Origin of the sequence: Novipirellula herctigrandis (assembly GCA_007859835.1) — a bacterium.
GTDB classification, from domain to species: domain Bacteria; phylum Planctomycetota; class Planctomycetia; order Pirellulales; family Pirellulaceae; genus Novipirellula_A; species Novipirellula_A herctigrandis.
In genome coordinates, this window is the sequence record SJPJ01000001.1 from 2,429,949 (window position 1) to 2,443,076 (window position 13,128).

Sequence of the window (13,128 nt, forward strand, 5' to 3'; positions counted from 1 at the left end):
CCCAAGACATTAACTCGCAACTGGTTGAAGTGACACCCATGTTCCGCCACATCCATCGAATCATTGTTGCATCGCTTGCGGCGTTCTCGTGTCTCGGGTGCAATTCGCAATCCATTGACCCGCCGGTTGGCACGATGTCAGATCGCAAGCTCGGTTTTGGCGTTACCGAGGGCAGTGTCGGTTACGAGCTCGCGTTTGCATCGGCGAAGAACTCTGGCATACAGTTCATCGAACTGCCTCAGCAATGGGACGAAGTCGAAATCGCGCCAGGGAAGTACGAGAGCGAGTTTGCCGTGATGGCGAACGAAGTCTACCCCGCACTCGATACCGCCATCGTCCTTTCACTGAACCCGATCGACACCAATGCCTTGAGAATCCCAGAGTACCTGCGGGACACGCAATGGAATTCGCCCGAACGGATCGACGCATTTTGCAAGTGGCTGGACTGGACTTTGGCTCAACTTCCCGACGCAACCATTCAAGCGATCGCGGTCGGTAACGAAGTCGACGGCTGGTTCGCAAGTCACCCCGATCAACTTGCGGACTACACGACCTTCTTAAATGCTGTTGCCGACCACATTCGCACCAATCACCCCAACATTCCGATCGGTGTCAAAATTACGTTTGCGGGGCGGACTGGCGAACTCGCATCCGAATACGCAAAGCTTGAATCGTCAGCAGACGTTTGCATGTTGACCTATTACCCACTCGATGAGACGTTTCAAGTCCGACCACCATCTAGCATCGAGGCTGACTTCGTTACGATGATTGAAGCCGCAGCGGGCAAGCCAGTTCATCTGCTCGAGGCCGGCTATCCAAGCGGTAGTACCTGCGGCAGTTCGCTGAACCAGCAGGCCGCATTTATCGACGCGATGTTTGCCGCTTGGGACAAACATCTCGAAGCCGTTCCCGTAATCAACTTCGTCTGGACATGCGACCTGTCCGAGTACGAAGTAAGCGTGATGACGAAATACTATGGCGTCGAACTACCGGCGTTTGCCGAATATCTCGGGACGCTTGGTTTGCAAGCCAACGACGGAAAGAACAAGCCAGCCTGGAATCGCGTGAGAGAAAACGTGGCTGAGCGAGCAGATTGATCAATCGAGATCGCGAATGACCTTGGCCGGATTGCCCGCAACGACGATGCCGGGCGGCACATCTTTCGTAACCACGCTGCCGGCACCGATGACGCTGCAATCTCCGATCGTCACGCCAGGGCAGATGACCGCCTTGCCTCCGATCCAAACATCGTTGCCGATCGTGACGGGCTTACCGAACTCCTGTGTGCGACGCAGTTCGGCTTCAAGCGGATGTGTTGCCGTGTAGATGTGAACACCGGGGGCAATAAACACATGGTTCCCGATCCGGACTTCACAAACGTCCAAGATGACGCAATCGAAATTGAAGTAAACCTTCTCACCAAGATAGATATTGGTCCCGTAATCGCAACGAAAGGGCGGTTCGAGCCAAACTGAATCACCACCGCAGCCGAACAATTCCTTCAAGATGCTGCGCCGCAGCTTTTCCTCGCGGGGAGCACTCGTGTTGATCGCATGGCAGCGTTCCCGCGCAATCATTCGAGCGTCAGCCAACTCCGGATCATTCGGATCATAGAGCTCGCCCGCCAGCATTTTCTCCCGTTCACTTGCCATGTCTATTTGGCCCCAAGCTTCGATGCTGCTTTCACGAATCGCTTGACCACTTTCGCATCGACATCATCCAGGATTTTGTACGTCAGGTGCCGACGGAACTTGCCGCCTCCTTCGAGCAGGCCATCGGGATCATCGAGGGACGTGCCCTGGGCGAACGATAGTTGCACGTGTGCCTTGTACGGAAACACGCCGCAAAACTGGCCTTCCTTCTCTTCTGGCTTCAGTGTGTAAAGCGTCCCGCCGTACTTCGCGACCTTGTTCGATTTCGGTACTGCCGCCATCACGAGCGAGTCGAGCAATTCAACGAGGTTCTGTTTTTCTGCGTCAGTCATTTTGGAAGGATGAAGGTGGAGGGATGAAGGATGAATTAGGATTTGCGTTGCCGAGCGTTCTGGGCGCAGGTGACGAGGATCGCGGTGATTTCGTCCGCCTCCTGCATTAGCGGTTGAAGTCGATTCTCTTCTACGGTTCCCGACTGAACGAGCAATTCCATCCAGTAGACCGTTTCTTCGAGTTCCTGGAGACCGCCCTCGATCTTGCTGATGAACTCAGCGTCGGATCGGGCACGTGTGCCTTCTCGGTAGTGCGCTCCGACTGAAGTCCCGCTACGAAGAATCTGCTTGCCCATCACCTGGGCCTCCGTCGTCTTCGGCAACGACAAATACATGCGAATGATCCGCAATGCAAAATCGCGAGTTCGGCTCTTCAAGTCCTTGGGTTTTTCTTCATTCATCCCTCACCCTTCCTCCTTCAGCCTTGCAACACCTCTTCCACACGTCGCTCACGTGTTTCGACCATCTTTGCGTTATCGACTCGGTAACAAAAACAAATTTCTTAAACCTCAGTTATCTCGTCAAAAGTGTGTTGTTGTCTTTCGCTCGGCGAAAGGTTTGTTTCATTGGGCTTAGGCCGAAATGGCTTCTATGGCGGCCGCAGTATCCAATACGGATTCTGAAAACGGTCTTGGATTCCACTCGAACAACTCACGGGTTTCGGAATTGTCAGCCTGCACGTTCGTGCCAAGTAGCCCGACCATGCCTTTTGCCTCGGCATCAAAAAGCGACATGATTCGCAAAAGGAAGTTAGGTGCGACCCGGGCTTTCGGTCCTTTGTAACCCTTGCTCCTCAGAATCTCGGCAATTTTGACGATCCTGTTCGGCTTGGCAGCAGCACCGATGATTCGTTTTCCTGCGGCATTAGAATTGGTCAACGCTTGCACATGCAGCTGGGCAAGATCACGAACATCGACCATCGGCATGGACACATCCCCCACCATCGGCATTTTTCCACGCAACATCTTGTCGATCATCGTCATCGACTGGCCACTAATGTCGGTGCCAATAGGTGGGCCAAAGACAGCCCCGGGATTGACGCTCACCATTTCCATCACCGAATCAGCAGACTGCTTCGCGACAAAGTCCCACGCCGCTTTTTCTGCCAACGTCTTGCTTTTGGTGTAGGTGCTGATTTGCTTTGAATCAGTATCCGTCCAATCCTGCGGGCCAAAGGTTCCGGTTTTCATGCTGCCCATCATCGCCAGAGCAGAACTGGTCAGCACCACTCGTTTGACCCCAGATTTCTTGGCTGCGCGCAAGGCGCGCAGAGTACCGTCAACTGCTGGGGCAATGACTTCGTCTTCGGATTTTGGATCTGCAATGACGTAGGGTGATGCCACGTGCATCACGTAGTCACATCCTTTTGTCGCTTCGTCCCAACCTTTGTCAGACGTCAGGTTGAGTTCGACAGTGGTCAGATTTGTCGTATCGACGGATGCCGCAGCCAGTGTTTCGTGAACCTTTTTTCCCTTGGCGGTGTTTCGCACTGACCCTCGCACCTCGAAGCCGTTGTTCAACAACTTCTTTGCACAATGAAGTCCGATGTAACCGGAAATGCCTGTCAGCAGTACTGTTTCTTTACTCATATTTACACTTATCTTTCGATTTGAAGGTTGCTTGTTTGTTCTTGCGTATTGAAAACACGAATTGGACTAAAGCTTTGCGTGCCAGTCGCGAATCGCTCGTCCGACCTCGTCGGGAGAGTCTTCCTGGAGAAAATGCAGACCCGGCACCGTGGTCTCCGCCAGATTGGGCCATGTTCTGACGAAGTCCCTTGCCGCACCGGTAATTAACACGCCCGGTTCGGCGTTGATCCAGAGCTTTGGAATTTGCGACTCGGTCATCCACTTGCTGTAGGCGGAAACGATTTCAAACACGTCAGCAGGTTCGCCGTCAATCGGAATCTGTCGAGGCCAAGTCAGCGTTGGACGGCGGTCTTCGCCTTCGTTGGAAAATGGTCGGCGGTACTCGTTCATTTCTTCGTCGCGCAACTTCCGGAGAATCGAGCCGGGAAGTATCTGTTCGACAAAGACGTTTTGTTGAAGAATCATCTCTTCGCCAGCCGGAGACCGCATTCCCTTAAAAACGTCGAGAACAGCTTCGTCGAAATGGTCCCACGACAAAGGAGCCACGATGGCTTCCATGAATGCGATACCTTTGACTGCGTCTTGGTGGGTTTGTGCCCAATGAAAACCGAGTCCAGAACCCCAGTCGTGAATCACCAACGTGACATTTTCGGTCACGCCCAGTTCTTCCAACAAGGCAAACAGGTATTTGCGCTGCTCGACATACGTGTAGCTGTCGGGGCCGCTGTCGTTTAATTTGTCGGAGTCTCCCATGCCGATCAGATCAGGCGCGATCAAGCGGCCTTTGCCTTCCATATGCGGCATGACATTTCGCCAGAGGTAAGACGAAGTCGGGTTTCCGTGCAAGAACACGATTGGGTCGCCTTCCCCCTGTTCGATGTAAGCCATCTGCTTGCCATGGATGGTCTTGAACTTCTTTTGGTTGCGAAAACCGCTGGGCACAATGTTGTCTCCTGTCAGTGGAATTGGTTTGAACGAAATCATGGGAAGTTTGGCGAGCGGCTGATAATTCTTTACCATCCCAGTTACGGACCGATCGATCCATAAATAGGCAAATAAAAACGCTGTCCGTCATCAAGCATTGGGTATTGCGACTTTTGAAAACAGCTTTGAAGCAATCCATGCCCCAATCAGCAATTCAATCCATGCCAATGGAAATAGCACAAATGCAGTGCTCCATTCGCCAAGTCCGGAGTTGACTGCTGCGATCCAAAAAATGCCAATCGTAGCCAATGCTGTCGTTGTTCCAGAGATAAGGATTGACTTTGTTTTGTCGCCAAACACTTCTAAGCAAAGCCAAAGGATAAACACTAGTACGGCAGTGAGAATTGTGTCCCACAGCCCCCAGATGATTGCGTGACTGATTTGCATTTGGTCAGCCCCGACAATTTGTAGCTTGCCTTCAAAAAAGGCTGCCATGCGCGGAAACGCGACAAAAAAGGCTCTTGCTACTTCGCCAACATGTATCCAAATACTTGTAATCAATGTGACAATCACAAATTGCTTAAGGCTAAACGTTTTGTTTCCCATAGTTCTTTCCTTACAGTTTCGATAAAGCGATTTTGACGATGTCGTTGAGTGCTGCCTTGCTCGATCCATTTTTCCCCATCACGACCATGCCGTGGATGGTGGAGTTCAGGAATCGGGCAACCGCTCTGGTGTCCGTATCGCCTGAAATTTCACCCGCTTCAACCGCCTGATCGAGTGCGCCTTGAAACGCTTTGAGCACACGTTTGTTCGTCGAACGTACCAGTTCAGCGACTTCTTCATCGTGAGGCGACAACTCGACCATTGAGTTGGTAAGAAGACAGCCGCAATTGTCGCCACTCTTTGCGAATGAAACGATTGACTGCACTAGCTTTTGAATATTGCCAATGGGTGATCCCGGTTGCTGCAAAGTCGTAGTGAATTGCTGAACCGTCCAATTGCCGTAGTTCTTTACCGCAGCGACAAATAACGAGTGTTTATCGCCAAAAGCGTTGTAAAGGCTCTGTCGTCCGATACCCATTTCTTTCGTCAAGTCAGCCAAGCCTGTCGCTTCATAACCCTTGCGCCAGAACAGGCCCATGGCCTTTTCCAGTGCTTCTTCGCGGTCAAATTCGGTTGGTCGTCCTGTCTTCATGAGCGTATTATCGCACATATAGACCAACCGGTCAACAAGTGCTTGCGATTTTGTTATATAGTCCATCAGTCGCCTTTTTCGACTGATTTCGGCACCTGTGGCCTACTGATTTTGAACAACCTTCGTTCCCGCACGATCGCTTCGGTTTGCTCGACGAGCGGTCGGTTCACTGGTTCATCCATTTCGTTCGGTCTTCCCTCGACAACTTTTCAATGGAGTAACGAAGCATCGTTCGCGGCATCGCCTTAGCATGCTCCTTCAAGAACTTTTCTAACTGCTGCTGGTCGCGCTTGCCCATTTCGCGGAGCATCCATCCGATCGCCTTGTTCATCAGATCATGCCCGTCGTCCATCAAACGCTCGGCAAGCTCGATGATCTCCTCGAACTCATCGTTCTTGATGAGCGTCAAAGTGGCCAATACTGCCACACGTCGCTCCCACAATACATCGCTGGCGGCAAGCCGATCGAGCACACCACGTTCATCAAAATGCTCCACCAACCAAGCCCCAAGGATTTTTGGAGCCGTCGAATCAACGAGGTCCCAATTGTTCACCGCTTCAAGGTATGCCAAGTAGAACTCGACGATCTCGCGGCATTCAAAGTCGCGATGAGGATTCTTCGGTTTAGCGGCGGCCTCATACTGAGTGACCAGTATCAGCAATCCGGTCATTCGGCACTCATGCCAAGGCGAAGCGAATAGCTTCAGCAATTCGTCACGCGACAAATCACCAAACTGGCGAACTGTTTTTCGCTGGTCCGGCATGGCGCAACCAAGGAACCGATCGCCTTCGCCATACCCACCAGGCACGGCTTTGACATACATCGGCATCTTTGCTGCTCTCTCTTCGCAAGCCACTTCACGAAGGGCTGACAGAACCTGCTTCGCCGTCATCTTAATGACGCCGAGTGCCTGCATGCTTCAGGCCTTTGGCGATGAAGTCGAATGCTTCAACGGGTTTGTAGTCTTCGAGCACGTCGAAGAAGCAGGCGAGGACTCGCTTGGTTTCAGCCACGTTGATCTTGACGCCTTTTGTGTCAGCTTTTCGCGATACTTGATTGTAGATGTCGCTAAGGGTCAGCTGTGGCTTCTTCGTTGTCTTTTTAGCCATGGGGTAATCTCCGCTTTCGTCCTTTGAGTGTTGCGAACCACGTACAATCTTTAGTTGTACATCTGGCGGGCCCCCGGCGAAAGACAGCAAGTGCGAGTGGACGTTTGATTGACAGCGCTACTGGAGTGAAAGAGAATTACGTTGGCCGAATCATCTTCCGTTTCGCCCAGAAACAAAAAGTCCACATCGTCTCATGCTCTGGCCCATTGTCGTTCCGTTTAAGATTGCGTTCTGGTCGCTTACCGGTTTCGTTGCAATTGTTACGCTCACTGCGGTAGTCTTCAAATGGCGTGTTGGCAAGGCATTCTTGATCGCATTCGTGTTGGCGGTAGTCGCCTTTGTTCCACTGTGTTCAGGAATCATGTCGATCATGGATGCCAAGCGTTTTGGCGTATTTTCCTATGACACGTATGCAGAAGTGAAAGATTTTCGGATCGAGCGTTATTTGCCAACCACTGCGAGAGATATCACGCTCGACAAATTTGCCATGGGCCATCGAGCGAAATACACGATCACGGAGACGGAACTGAGGGACTACCTCGATCAATTGTGGCTAGAGGCAGATGGGCCATTCGCGATCCCTCGCGAAGAACTGGATGATGATGACGCAGCGACTTACGATGAGTTCGATTATCGGTTTGAAGGGCTGAATTGGCCGCCACTTGAGAAAGCTTTTGAGTTCCACAGTCCAGTACAGAGCGACGGCGGGGGAGCAAACTACTTTTTCGACCCGACATCAAACACCGTTTATCAACACGCTGGCTACTGGTAGTGTCCATGTTCGCAATCGCTCCCCGCCCAATCTTGGTTTCCCGCGTACCCGCCATGAACTTCGTCTCGACGATATGTGTACTACTTGCAACGGTTTCATTGGGGTGTCACTCACGTTGGGCGGGTTCTTCGTCCTCTTCGATCGAGCATGCAAAACAGCGAGGCGTCTTTGTTACGAAGTATTCCATTCCCGCCGATTGCGACCTAGGCCGGTACCAACCGATCGAGGCGTGGGTTGAAGATAAAAATATATTCGTGGTCAGATTGCACGGCCCGCATCACATGCTCGGAGAGCCAGTTGTTTTACAAAGCTCTACCGAAGTGCTCCTTTTTTCGACCTGGTCAACGCGGAACGGTCCTCCCTATATGCTGTGGGTGGTTCTGGGGCCGCTGCCGAGCGTCTTACAGCTTAACTGCGGTTCCGATAGTGTCGAACTCCGTCGCATTCCTAATCCCGAGGAAGCTCCGCCTGTTTGAGAACGCAGTCTGAAATAGGATCACTTACTATTCGCGAAGATGATATCCGTGCCGTAGAGGCTTTGATTTTGAGAATTCACAAACTGTCAAAACGGTTTCGCCCAATCCATTCGGCCAAGCCTATGAAGATTCGTGCTTTGATCCAACATTTCTATGTCTAGCAATCCGTACGCACCACCAGTAACGGTGGAATCGAACGATCAGACAGACGTGGCAACGACGCGAGTTCGCCGCGGACCTGCACTCTACATAGCCGGATTTGGGCTTCTCGGTGGATTTGGTTCGGTACCCTTTCTTGCACATCAGAATCCGTTTGGATTTGCCGTTGTTCTCATGGGATGTATTTTGGGGGGGTTGGTCTACCGTTTTCGCTCACGTAATTGGCCACATGATCCAACGATACGTGACAGCCAGTACATTTACTCTGCGGTTGCCGTCGTGTTGCCTCCTGGCGTTTTGTTTCTTTTCGCTGGGCCGCATGGGCAAGGGCCAGCGATTGTCATGATCGGACTGATCGTGGGTGTGTCGGTTGCTCTTGGCATCTTCACCAGCGGCACCCGCCGACTAAACGCATCGGCAATCAAGCCCGAACCATCGGAAACGGGCTAAGGGCTGCATTGCAGTGTCTCTTCTAAACCGACACTGTATTCGGGCTATTGTTTTGAATGGGTTTCCAGGAGAGTGGGTTTTAGGAATTGAGCTTGTGGTGTTGCCACGTGAATACGTTCGACGCTCACGTTTGCTTCGCAGTCAGCTCCATGGTGCATCGGATGGTGGTGATCTCGGCGTCTTGTTCGTCGGTGACTTCGACGGACTAGGCGTAGGTGCCAGAGCGGAGGGATTCAGTGGCACTGCGGGGGAGATCGAAGACTAAGTCCCAGCGGTCGTTGTTGGCGACGACGTTGCCGGGGACTTGGAATGAGTCGGGGAGGCGAACCAAACTTGACCGAAATGTGAGGGAGATTGTTGAGATGAAGGTGATCATAGATTTGTGCGTCGTGCCGATGGGCGTTGGTGTCTCCGTGGGCAAGTACGTTGCCGAATGTCAAAAAGTCTTGCAGGACGCAGGACTGGAGTACCAAGTGCACGCTTACGGCACGAACATCGAAGGTGATTGGGACGAGGTATTTGCGGCAGTCAAGCGTTGCCACGAACGCGTTCACGCGATGGGCGCGCCGCGAATTACCACGAGCATCAAAGTTGGAACCCGCACCGATCGCGAGCAGTCGATGCAGGACAAGATTGATAGCGTTACCGAGACGCTAGCGTAGAACGCCTTGCAATCTATCTTCGGTTACGTTGGCAGCTGTAGCGAAATTGGTCTCACCGAATCCGACCTACGGAGTACCGAAGCGCGGAAGGAAGTCGGCTTGATGCCATGGTTAAGATTGATCACAGGTGTTGTCGTGAATCATTTCGCACTTCCAGCATCGATCACTTGGCGATGAATCACCGCAAAGCAATCGGTGATCGCCGAGGATCCAAATATCGCCAAGCTGCGTCACTGCTTCGTCTGGCGGCTCCGGCACGTCCTCGGGATCAGTCAGACCTTGTGACACGCCTGGATCGAGCAGCTTGGCGAGTTCGTCGTCGTTGAACCCGATCAACTCGCAATCGAATCCCGATTGCTGCAACTCGCCGATTTCGATGGGCAGCAAGTCCCAATCCCACTCCGCGTTCTCGCCGGTTCGATTGTCGGCGATCCGGTACGCCTTCACTGCTTCGGGTTCGAGGTCCGTTGCGACGTGAACGGGGACTTCGGTCAGCCCGATCTTCTGCGAGGCTTTGAACCGCGTATGTCCGACGATGATGACACCATCGGCATCGACCACAATCGGCTGGCGAAAACCGAATTCGTTGATTGAGAGGATGACCGCATCGACAGCGTCGTCATTGATGCGAGGGTTGTTCTCGTAAGGCTTGATTCGATCAAGCGACCACATTTCGACCTGCATTGCAGCGTCCTTTCCAAGGGAGAGTGAAATGGAAAGGGGTCGGTCGGTTGGTGGTTGGTTAGATGTTTGGTTGGTTGGGTGCTATTCTTGAGCTGGCGGTCGCTCAGATGCTTTGTCGCTACGCCTAATCTTGACCGGAGTTCGTCGTCCGAGATTCCTCGCGCAATCGCGAACGCACTTCGACCAGCAAGCGTCCGAGCATGTTTTTGCCGCGACCGTCACCACCGTCGCCCCAATAATCATCGTTGGTAGTGTGTTCAATGATTTTGGCGTTGCCGGTGCTGAGCAGAAGTTCGCGAAGCTCTTCGTGCTGGGTGAACTTGGCGATTAGAGCTTCACGCATTACGTTGACCTTTGCCGACTCCCAGTCCTTGCGGAGCGTTCGCTTTCGGTCGCGTCCCATTCTTGCTGCGAGCATCGGTGAGTTTGCTTTGCGAATTTCGTTTTGGTCGGACTTTGACTTGAACTTCATCGCCTGAAAATAGTGCTCGGTCGTAGGCCATGTCGCCTTCCCAATACGAATCGGGTAGTCGGCGAAGTTGGAAAACTCGCCATATTCATCGCCGGTACTGTAGAACTTGATTGGGTCGGTCATTACGTCTGATTGCTCTTGTGAAAATTTGTGCCGCGTCAGAAGACACATGCAGATGATATCAGGTTCGTTCGATCGTTCGGACAATCAAAACAAACTGTGCCTAATAAGGCTGCTGTTCCGGTTGCCCTGAGCAGCGACACGATCAGCCGGGAGTACCTAAACGCCTTGCGGGCAGTCCATCGGGGCGATCCTTCCCTCGAATCCTTCCCCAGCCCTGTGCGAGAGCTGGCGGTCGAAAATTTGGTCATTGCGGGCATGAGCGGGGGAACAGGGGAAGTATTCGTAGAAAGAGAGAGATTGTTCCTATATTTGGTAGTCAAACGCCCTTTGGAATCCTTCCCTATCGCCGGGGAAGGTTTGGGAACGATTCGTTGTTTTCGGGTCGAATCCTTCTCTATTTGGGGAAGGATTGGGAAGCGTAGGTGAAGGTTTCATTCGGCAACGACTCGCTGGAAGCCGCTCGCGGTTTTGGTGGCGGTCGGCATGGTGATGGGTTCGATCTCACCTTGTTGCACGAGCGTCAAAATGATCTGGTCCAAGTCGGCGGCCTTGCACTTCATGTATTTGAGAATGTGTTGTCGTTGCATTCGCTGTTCGGGTTGCTCGCCGAGTCGTTTGAGCAGTTTCAAGCAATCGGCATGAAACGGGTTCGCCGGATGCAAACTTGTCGCCGAGCGATGCGGACATGCCGATCTGAAAGAGAATCTGCGAGTTGACTTTGCGAGGAAACTCCTTGCCGGTGCCGCTGCTGGCGAGAGCAAGTAGATATAGATTCGTTCGCAGGTCACCAGACGTACAGACCTTTCGACCAGCGAGAAACGACTGCAACGCCATTGCACCGCAGAACGCCAGGCCGATATTCGGGTAGGGAGCATTTGCCAGCGTGAAATCCATGATGCGACGGACGAAGCCTGGCACGTTAAAAAGTCGCTCGGGTAGTTGCCCAGGATCGGGCGTTGTTTCGGCCGGCGGAGGCTGAGCAGAAACCGCGGGTTGAGCACGTCCGACCATGAACTGGCTTAGGTCGACATCGTTGACGGCGTGCTCAATCGGCCCATCATCACGAAGCCAGCCGAAAGGGCGATCATGCGGTTTCGTTGCCGCTTGGTTGACCTTGTGTCGGAGTTCCTTGTCGAACCAGGGCGGGCTGCAGCGTGGGTTGTATTCAGCGGCCAGGATTGCCAATGCACGATCGGTGTCGAGGCCGAATCCATGGACGAGTGCGGTCGCGGCGGCATAGGTTTGCGAGTGACCACCACTGCCGGCGATCGCAGGCGGCATCGCGTTCAAGTAGGCGATCGCCCGCGATTCCACGTCGTTGCCCACACGCGGCGACTGTGGCGGCAACGTGCCGTTTTGTTGCGGCGGCTTCGCGGGTCCACGCCGATGGATAACGGCATCGGCCAAAGCCTTCACGCAGGCGGCCAACATCGGAGCGGGAACAGGGGCCGGTTCGCCGTTGAGTGTTTCGTATGCCTCACCGTCGGGATGCACACTCGGCCCGACGACGGTTTGCGTTCCGGTTGAACGCAATTCGACGATCATCGAGCCATCACTTGGATCGGTGTGTTTTTCGGTGGTCGCCCCGATCGCGATGTACCAGCGGTGGGATCGCGGCGCAGACGGCCGCCCAGTGATCGCCAGCGTTGGTGGCAAGTATTGATCGGCAAGTTCGATCGCTTCGGCGCAATCGAGGTCAACGTCTACGAGCCAGCCAGACGGTTCGCCGAGTAGAATGCCGATATTATCTTTTGCGGAAAAGTGCAGTTTGATTTGGTCGGCTTCGATGCGAAGGTTCTGCCAACCGCTCAGCACCGGTGATTTGGATCCAGGACGAATTGGCACCGCATACCAGCCTCTTTGACGATAGATCGCCGCTTGAGTACGGACATCGGTTGGTGGATGCGTAGTCATTGGTTATACTGCGAGAGAATGACGTAGAAACATGTAATCGACGCCAGTCGGTTGCCGACGCCGCCGTCAAACAATCATCAGCGTGGAGCTTTGCGTAGAATAATGAATCAAATTGACATAGCTCGCGAAGCCATTGGGCTGCCGCTCGCCGAACGACTCGAGGTCGTTGGGAAAATCTGGGATAGCGTTGTTGATGAGGGATTGCCGAGCCTTTCGGATTCCCAACGAAATCTGATTGATGAACGAATCAAGATGGCGGATAGCAATCCCGATCAACGAACACCGGCGATGGATGTTTTCAACGAACTAGGACGGAACGGTTGAACCGAATAGCCTATTTCACCGATCCGGCAAAACATGATCTTGCCGAAGCGCGTGATTGGTACGAGGCCTTGGATATGATCTGGTTGATGAGGTACGAATTGCGGTCAATCGGATTGAAAGCAACGCGGAGCAATTTGCACTGGTTTTCAAAGATGCTCGGGTCTGTCCCATCAAGCGTTTTCCTTTCCTCGTCGTATTTCGGATCAATGGCCAGTACGTGGACATTTTGGCGATTATGCATGGTCACAGAAATCCGAAGATGTGGATGAAGCGGATCGAAGAATAAAT

Annotated in this window: 19 protein-coding genes; 7 read left to right on the plus strand and 12 right to left on the minus strand. The window is 53.0% G+C overall.

Annotation, left to right across the window (positions count from 1 at the left end; genetic code table 11):
• The first annotated feature begins 38 nt into the window (after positions 1–38).
• Entirely contained in the window at positions 39–1,097 is a 1,059-nt protein-coding gene (locus CA13_RS08840; RefSeq protein ID WP_146395607.1) for a hypothetical protein, read from the plus strand.
• Here the strand turns inward: CA13_RS08840 and CA13_RS08845 are convergent, their stop codons facing one another.
• The 9 genes from CA13_RS08845 to CA13_RS08885 form a co-directional block, all read right to left on the minus strand.
• Positions 1,098–1,652 carry a sugar O-acetyltransferase gene (locus tag CA13_RS08845; RefSeq protein ID WP_146395610.1) on the minus strand — a complete coding sequence of 185 codons (555 nt, stop codon included), beginning with the start codon at positions 1,650–1,652 and terminating at the stop codon, positions 1,098–1,100.
• Between the two features lie 2 nt (positions 1,653–1,654).
• Positions 1,655–1,984 (minus strand): DUF1801 domain-containing protein, encoded by a 330-nt coding sequence (locus CA13_RS08850; RefSeq protein ID WP_146395612.1) that lies wholly within the window; start codon positions 1,982–1,984, stop codon positions 1,655–1,657.
• Positions 1,985–2,019: 35 nt separating this feature from the next.
• Positions 2,020–2,385, minus strand: coding sequence for a four helix bundle protein (locus tag CA13_RS08855; RefSeq protein WP_146395614.1), 366 nt, complete (start codon positions 2,383–2,385; stop codon positions 2,020–2,022).
• A gap of 171 nt (positions 2,386–2,556) precedes the next feature.
• A complete protein-coding gene (locus CA13_RS08860; RefSeq protein ID WP_146395616.1) occupies positions 2,557–3,573 on the minus strand; it encodes an NAD-dependent epimerase/dehydratase family protein in 1,017 nt (338 codons plus the stop codon).
• 66 nt (positions 3,574–3,639) lie between these two features.
• Positions 3,640–4,557 (minus strand): haloalkane dehalogenase, encoded by a 918-nt coding sequence (locus tag CA13_RS08865; RefSeq protein WP_146395618.1) that lies wholly within the window; start codon positions 4,555–4,557, stop codon positions 3,640–3,642.
• Positions 4,558–4,647: 90 nt separating this feature from the next.
• Positions 4,648–5,103, minus strand: coding sequence for a hypothetical protein (locus CA13_RS08870; protein ID WP_419194106.1), 456 nt, complete (start codon positions 5,101–5,103; stop codon positions 4,648–4,650).
• Positions 5,104–5,113: 10 nt separating this feature from the next.
• Complete coding sequence (locus tag CA13_RS08875) at positions 5,114–5,761, minus strand: TetR/AcrR family transcriptional regulator (RefSeq protein WP_146395622.1); 648 nt, start codon at positions 5,759–5,761, stop codon at positions 5,114–5,116.
• 100 nt (positions 5,762–5,861) lie between these two features.
• Positions 5,862–6,611, minus strand: a complete 750-nt coding sequence (locus CA13_RS08880; protein ID WP_146395624.1) for a DNA alkylation repair protein — start codon at positions 6,609–6,611, stop codon at positions 5,862–5,864.
• Positions 6,589–6,804 carry a hypothetical protein gene (locus CA13_RS08885; protein ID WP_146395626.1) on the minus strand — a complete coding sequence of 72 codons (216 nt, stop codon included), beginning with the start codon at positions 6,802–6,804 and terminating at the stop codon, positions 6,589–6,591. Before CA13_RS08885 ends, CA13_RS08880 begins: the two co-directional genes overlap by 23 nt.
• 193 nt (positions 6,805–6,997) lie before the next feature.
• Between CA13_RS08885 and CA13_RS08890 the strand changes: the two genes are divergently transcribed.
• From CA13_RS08890 to CA13_RS08900, 4 genes are all read left to right on the plus strand, one after another.
• Positions 6,998–7,576 carry a hypothetical protein gene (locus tag CA13_RS08890; protein WP_146395628.1) on the plus strand — a complete coding sequence of 193 codons (579 nt, stop codon included), beginning with the start codon at positions 6,998–7,000 and terminating at the stop codon, positions 7,574–7,576.
• 629 nt (positions 7,577–8,205) lie between these two features.
• Positions 8,206–8,661, plus strand: a complete 456-nt coding sequence (locus CA13_RS08895; RefSeq protein ID WP_419194107.1) for a hypothetical protein — start codon at positions 8,206–8,208, stop codon at positions 8,659–8,661.
• 97 nt (positions 8,662–8,758) lie between these two features.
• Positions 8,759–8,926, plus strand: coding sequence for a hypothetical protein (locus CA13_RS34940; protein ID WP_419194108.1), 168 nt, complete (start codon positions 8,759–8,761; stop codon positions 8,924–8,926).
• A 97-nt stretch (positions 8,927–9,023) separates the two neighbouring features.
• Entirely contained in the window at positions 9,024–9,323 is a 300-nt protein-coding gene (locus CA13_RS08900) for an MTH1187 family thiamine-binding protein (protein WP_146395630.1), read from the plus strand.
• A gap of 111 nt (positions 9,324–9,434) precedes the next feature.
• Here CA13_RS08900 and CA13_RS08905 read toward each other — a convergent pair whose 3' ends face one another.
• The 3 genes from CA13_RS08905 to CA13_RS08915 form a co-directional block, all read right to left on the minus strand.
• Positions 9,435–10,007, minus strand: a complete 573-nt coding sequence (locus tag CA13_RS08905; RefSeq protein ID WP_146395632.1) for a ParB N-terminal domain-containing protein — start codon at positions 10,005–10,007, stop codon at positions 9,435–9,437.
• Positions 10,008–10,131: 124 nt separating this feature from the next.
• Entirely contained in the window at positions 10,132–10,602 is a 471-nt protein-coding gene (locus tag CA13_RS08910; RefSeq protein ID WP_146395634.1) for an NADAR family protein, read from the minus strand.
• Positions 10,603–11,103: 501 nt separating this feature from the next.
• On the minus strand, positions 11,104–12,516 hold the full coding sequence (locus tag CA13_RS08915) for a bifunctional DNA primase/polymerase (RefSeq protein WP_146395636.1): 1,413 nt from the start codon (positions 12,514–12,516) through the stop codon (positions 11,104–11,106).
• Positions 12,517–12,618: 102 nt separating this feature from the next.
• Here CA13_RS08915 and CA13_RS08920 point away from each other — a divergent pair, with 102 nt between their 5' ends.
• Entirely contained in the window at positions 12,619–12,840 is a 222-nt protein-coding gene (locus CA13_RS08920) for an addiction module protein (RefSeq protein ID WP_146395637.1), read from the plus strand.
• Positions 12,841–12,895: 55 nt separating this feature from the next.
• The gene (locus CA13_RS08925) at positions 12,896–13,126 is read left to right on the plus strand and encodes a type II toxin-antitoxin system RelE/ParE family toxin (protein ID WP_146395639.1); all 231 of its coding nucleotides are present in this window, start codon (positions 12,896–12,898) and stop codon (positions 13,124–13,126) included.
• Positions 13,127–13,128: the final 2 nt, after the last annotated feature.

Excerpts from the sequence above, each read along its gene's own strand:
- CA13_RS08920 (WP_146395637.1), top strand. The coding sequence starts at position 12,619 with ATGAATCAAATTGACATAGCTCGCGAAGCCATTGGGCTGCCGCTCGCC.
- CA13_RS08915 (WP_146395636.1), bottom strand. The coding sequence starts at position 12,516 with ATGACTACGCATCCACCAACCGATGTCCGTACTCAAGCGGCGATCTAT.
- CA13_RS08895 (WP_419194107.1), top strand. The coding sequence starts at position 8,206 with ATGTCTAGCAATCCGTACGCACCACCAGTAACGGTGGAATCGAACGAT.
- CA13_RS08845 (WP_146395610.1), bottom strand. The coding sequence starts at position 1,652 with ATGGCAAGTGAACGGGAGAAAATGCTGGCGGGCGAGCTCTATGATCCG.
- CA13_RS08850 (WP_146395612.1), bottom strand. The coding sequence starts at position 1,984 with ATGACTGACGCAGAAAAACAGAACCTCGTTGAATTGCTCGACTCGCTC.
- CA13_RS08865 (WP_146395618.1), bottom strand. The coding sequence starts at position 4,557 with ATGATTTCGTTCAAACCAATTCCACTGACAGGAGACAACATTGTGCCC.
- CA13_RS08880 (WP_146395624.1), bottom strand. The coding sequence starts at position 6,611 with ATGCAGGCACTCGGCGTCATTAAGATGACGGCGAAGCAGGTTCTGTCA.
- CA13_RS08900 (WP_146395630.1), top strand. The coding sequence starts at position 9,024 with ATGAAGGTGATCATAGATTTGTGCGTCGTGCCGATGGGCGTTGGTGTC.
- CA13_RS08905 (WP_146395632.1), bottom strand. The coding sequence starts at position 10,007 with ATGCAGGTCGAAATGTGGTCGCTTGATCGAATCAAGCCTTACGAGAAC.
- CA13_RS08885 (WP_146395626.1), bottom strand. The coding sequence starts at position 6,804 with ATGGCTAAAAAGACAACGAAGAAGCCACAGCTGACCCTTAGCGACATC.
- CA13_RS08860 (WP_146395616.1), bottom strand. The coding sequence starts at position 3,573 with ATGAGTAAAGAAACAGTACTGCTGACAGGCATTTCCGGTTACATCGGA.
- CA13_RS08890 (WP_146395628.1), top strand. The coding sequence starts at position 6,998 with ATGCTCTGGCCCATTGTCGTTCCGTTTAAGATTGCGTTCTGGTCGCTT.
- CA13_RS08870 (WP_419194106.1), bottom strand. The coding sequence starts at position 5,103 with ATGGGAAACAAAACGTTTAGCCTTAAGCAATTTGTGATTGTCACATTG.
- CA13_RS08875 (WP_146395622.1), bottom strand. The coding sequence starts at position 5,761 with ATGGACTATATAACAAAATCGCAAGCACTTGTTGACCGGTTGGTCTAT.
- CA13_RS08910 (WP_146395634.1), bottom strand. The coding sequence starts at position 10,602 with ATGACCGACCCAATCAAGTTCTACAGTACCGGCGATGAATATGGCGAG.
- CA13_RS08840 (WP_146395607.1), top strand. The coding sequence starts at position 39 with ATGTTCCGCCACATCCATCGAATCATTGTTGCATCGCTTGCGGCGTTC.
- CA13_RS08855 (WP_146395614.1), bottom strand. The coding sequence starts at position 2,385 with ATGAATGAAGAAAAACCCAAGGACTTGAAGAGCCGAACTCGCGATTTT.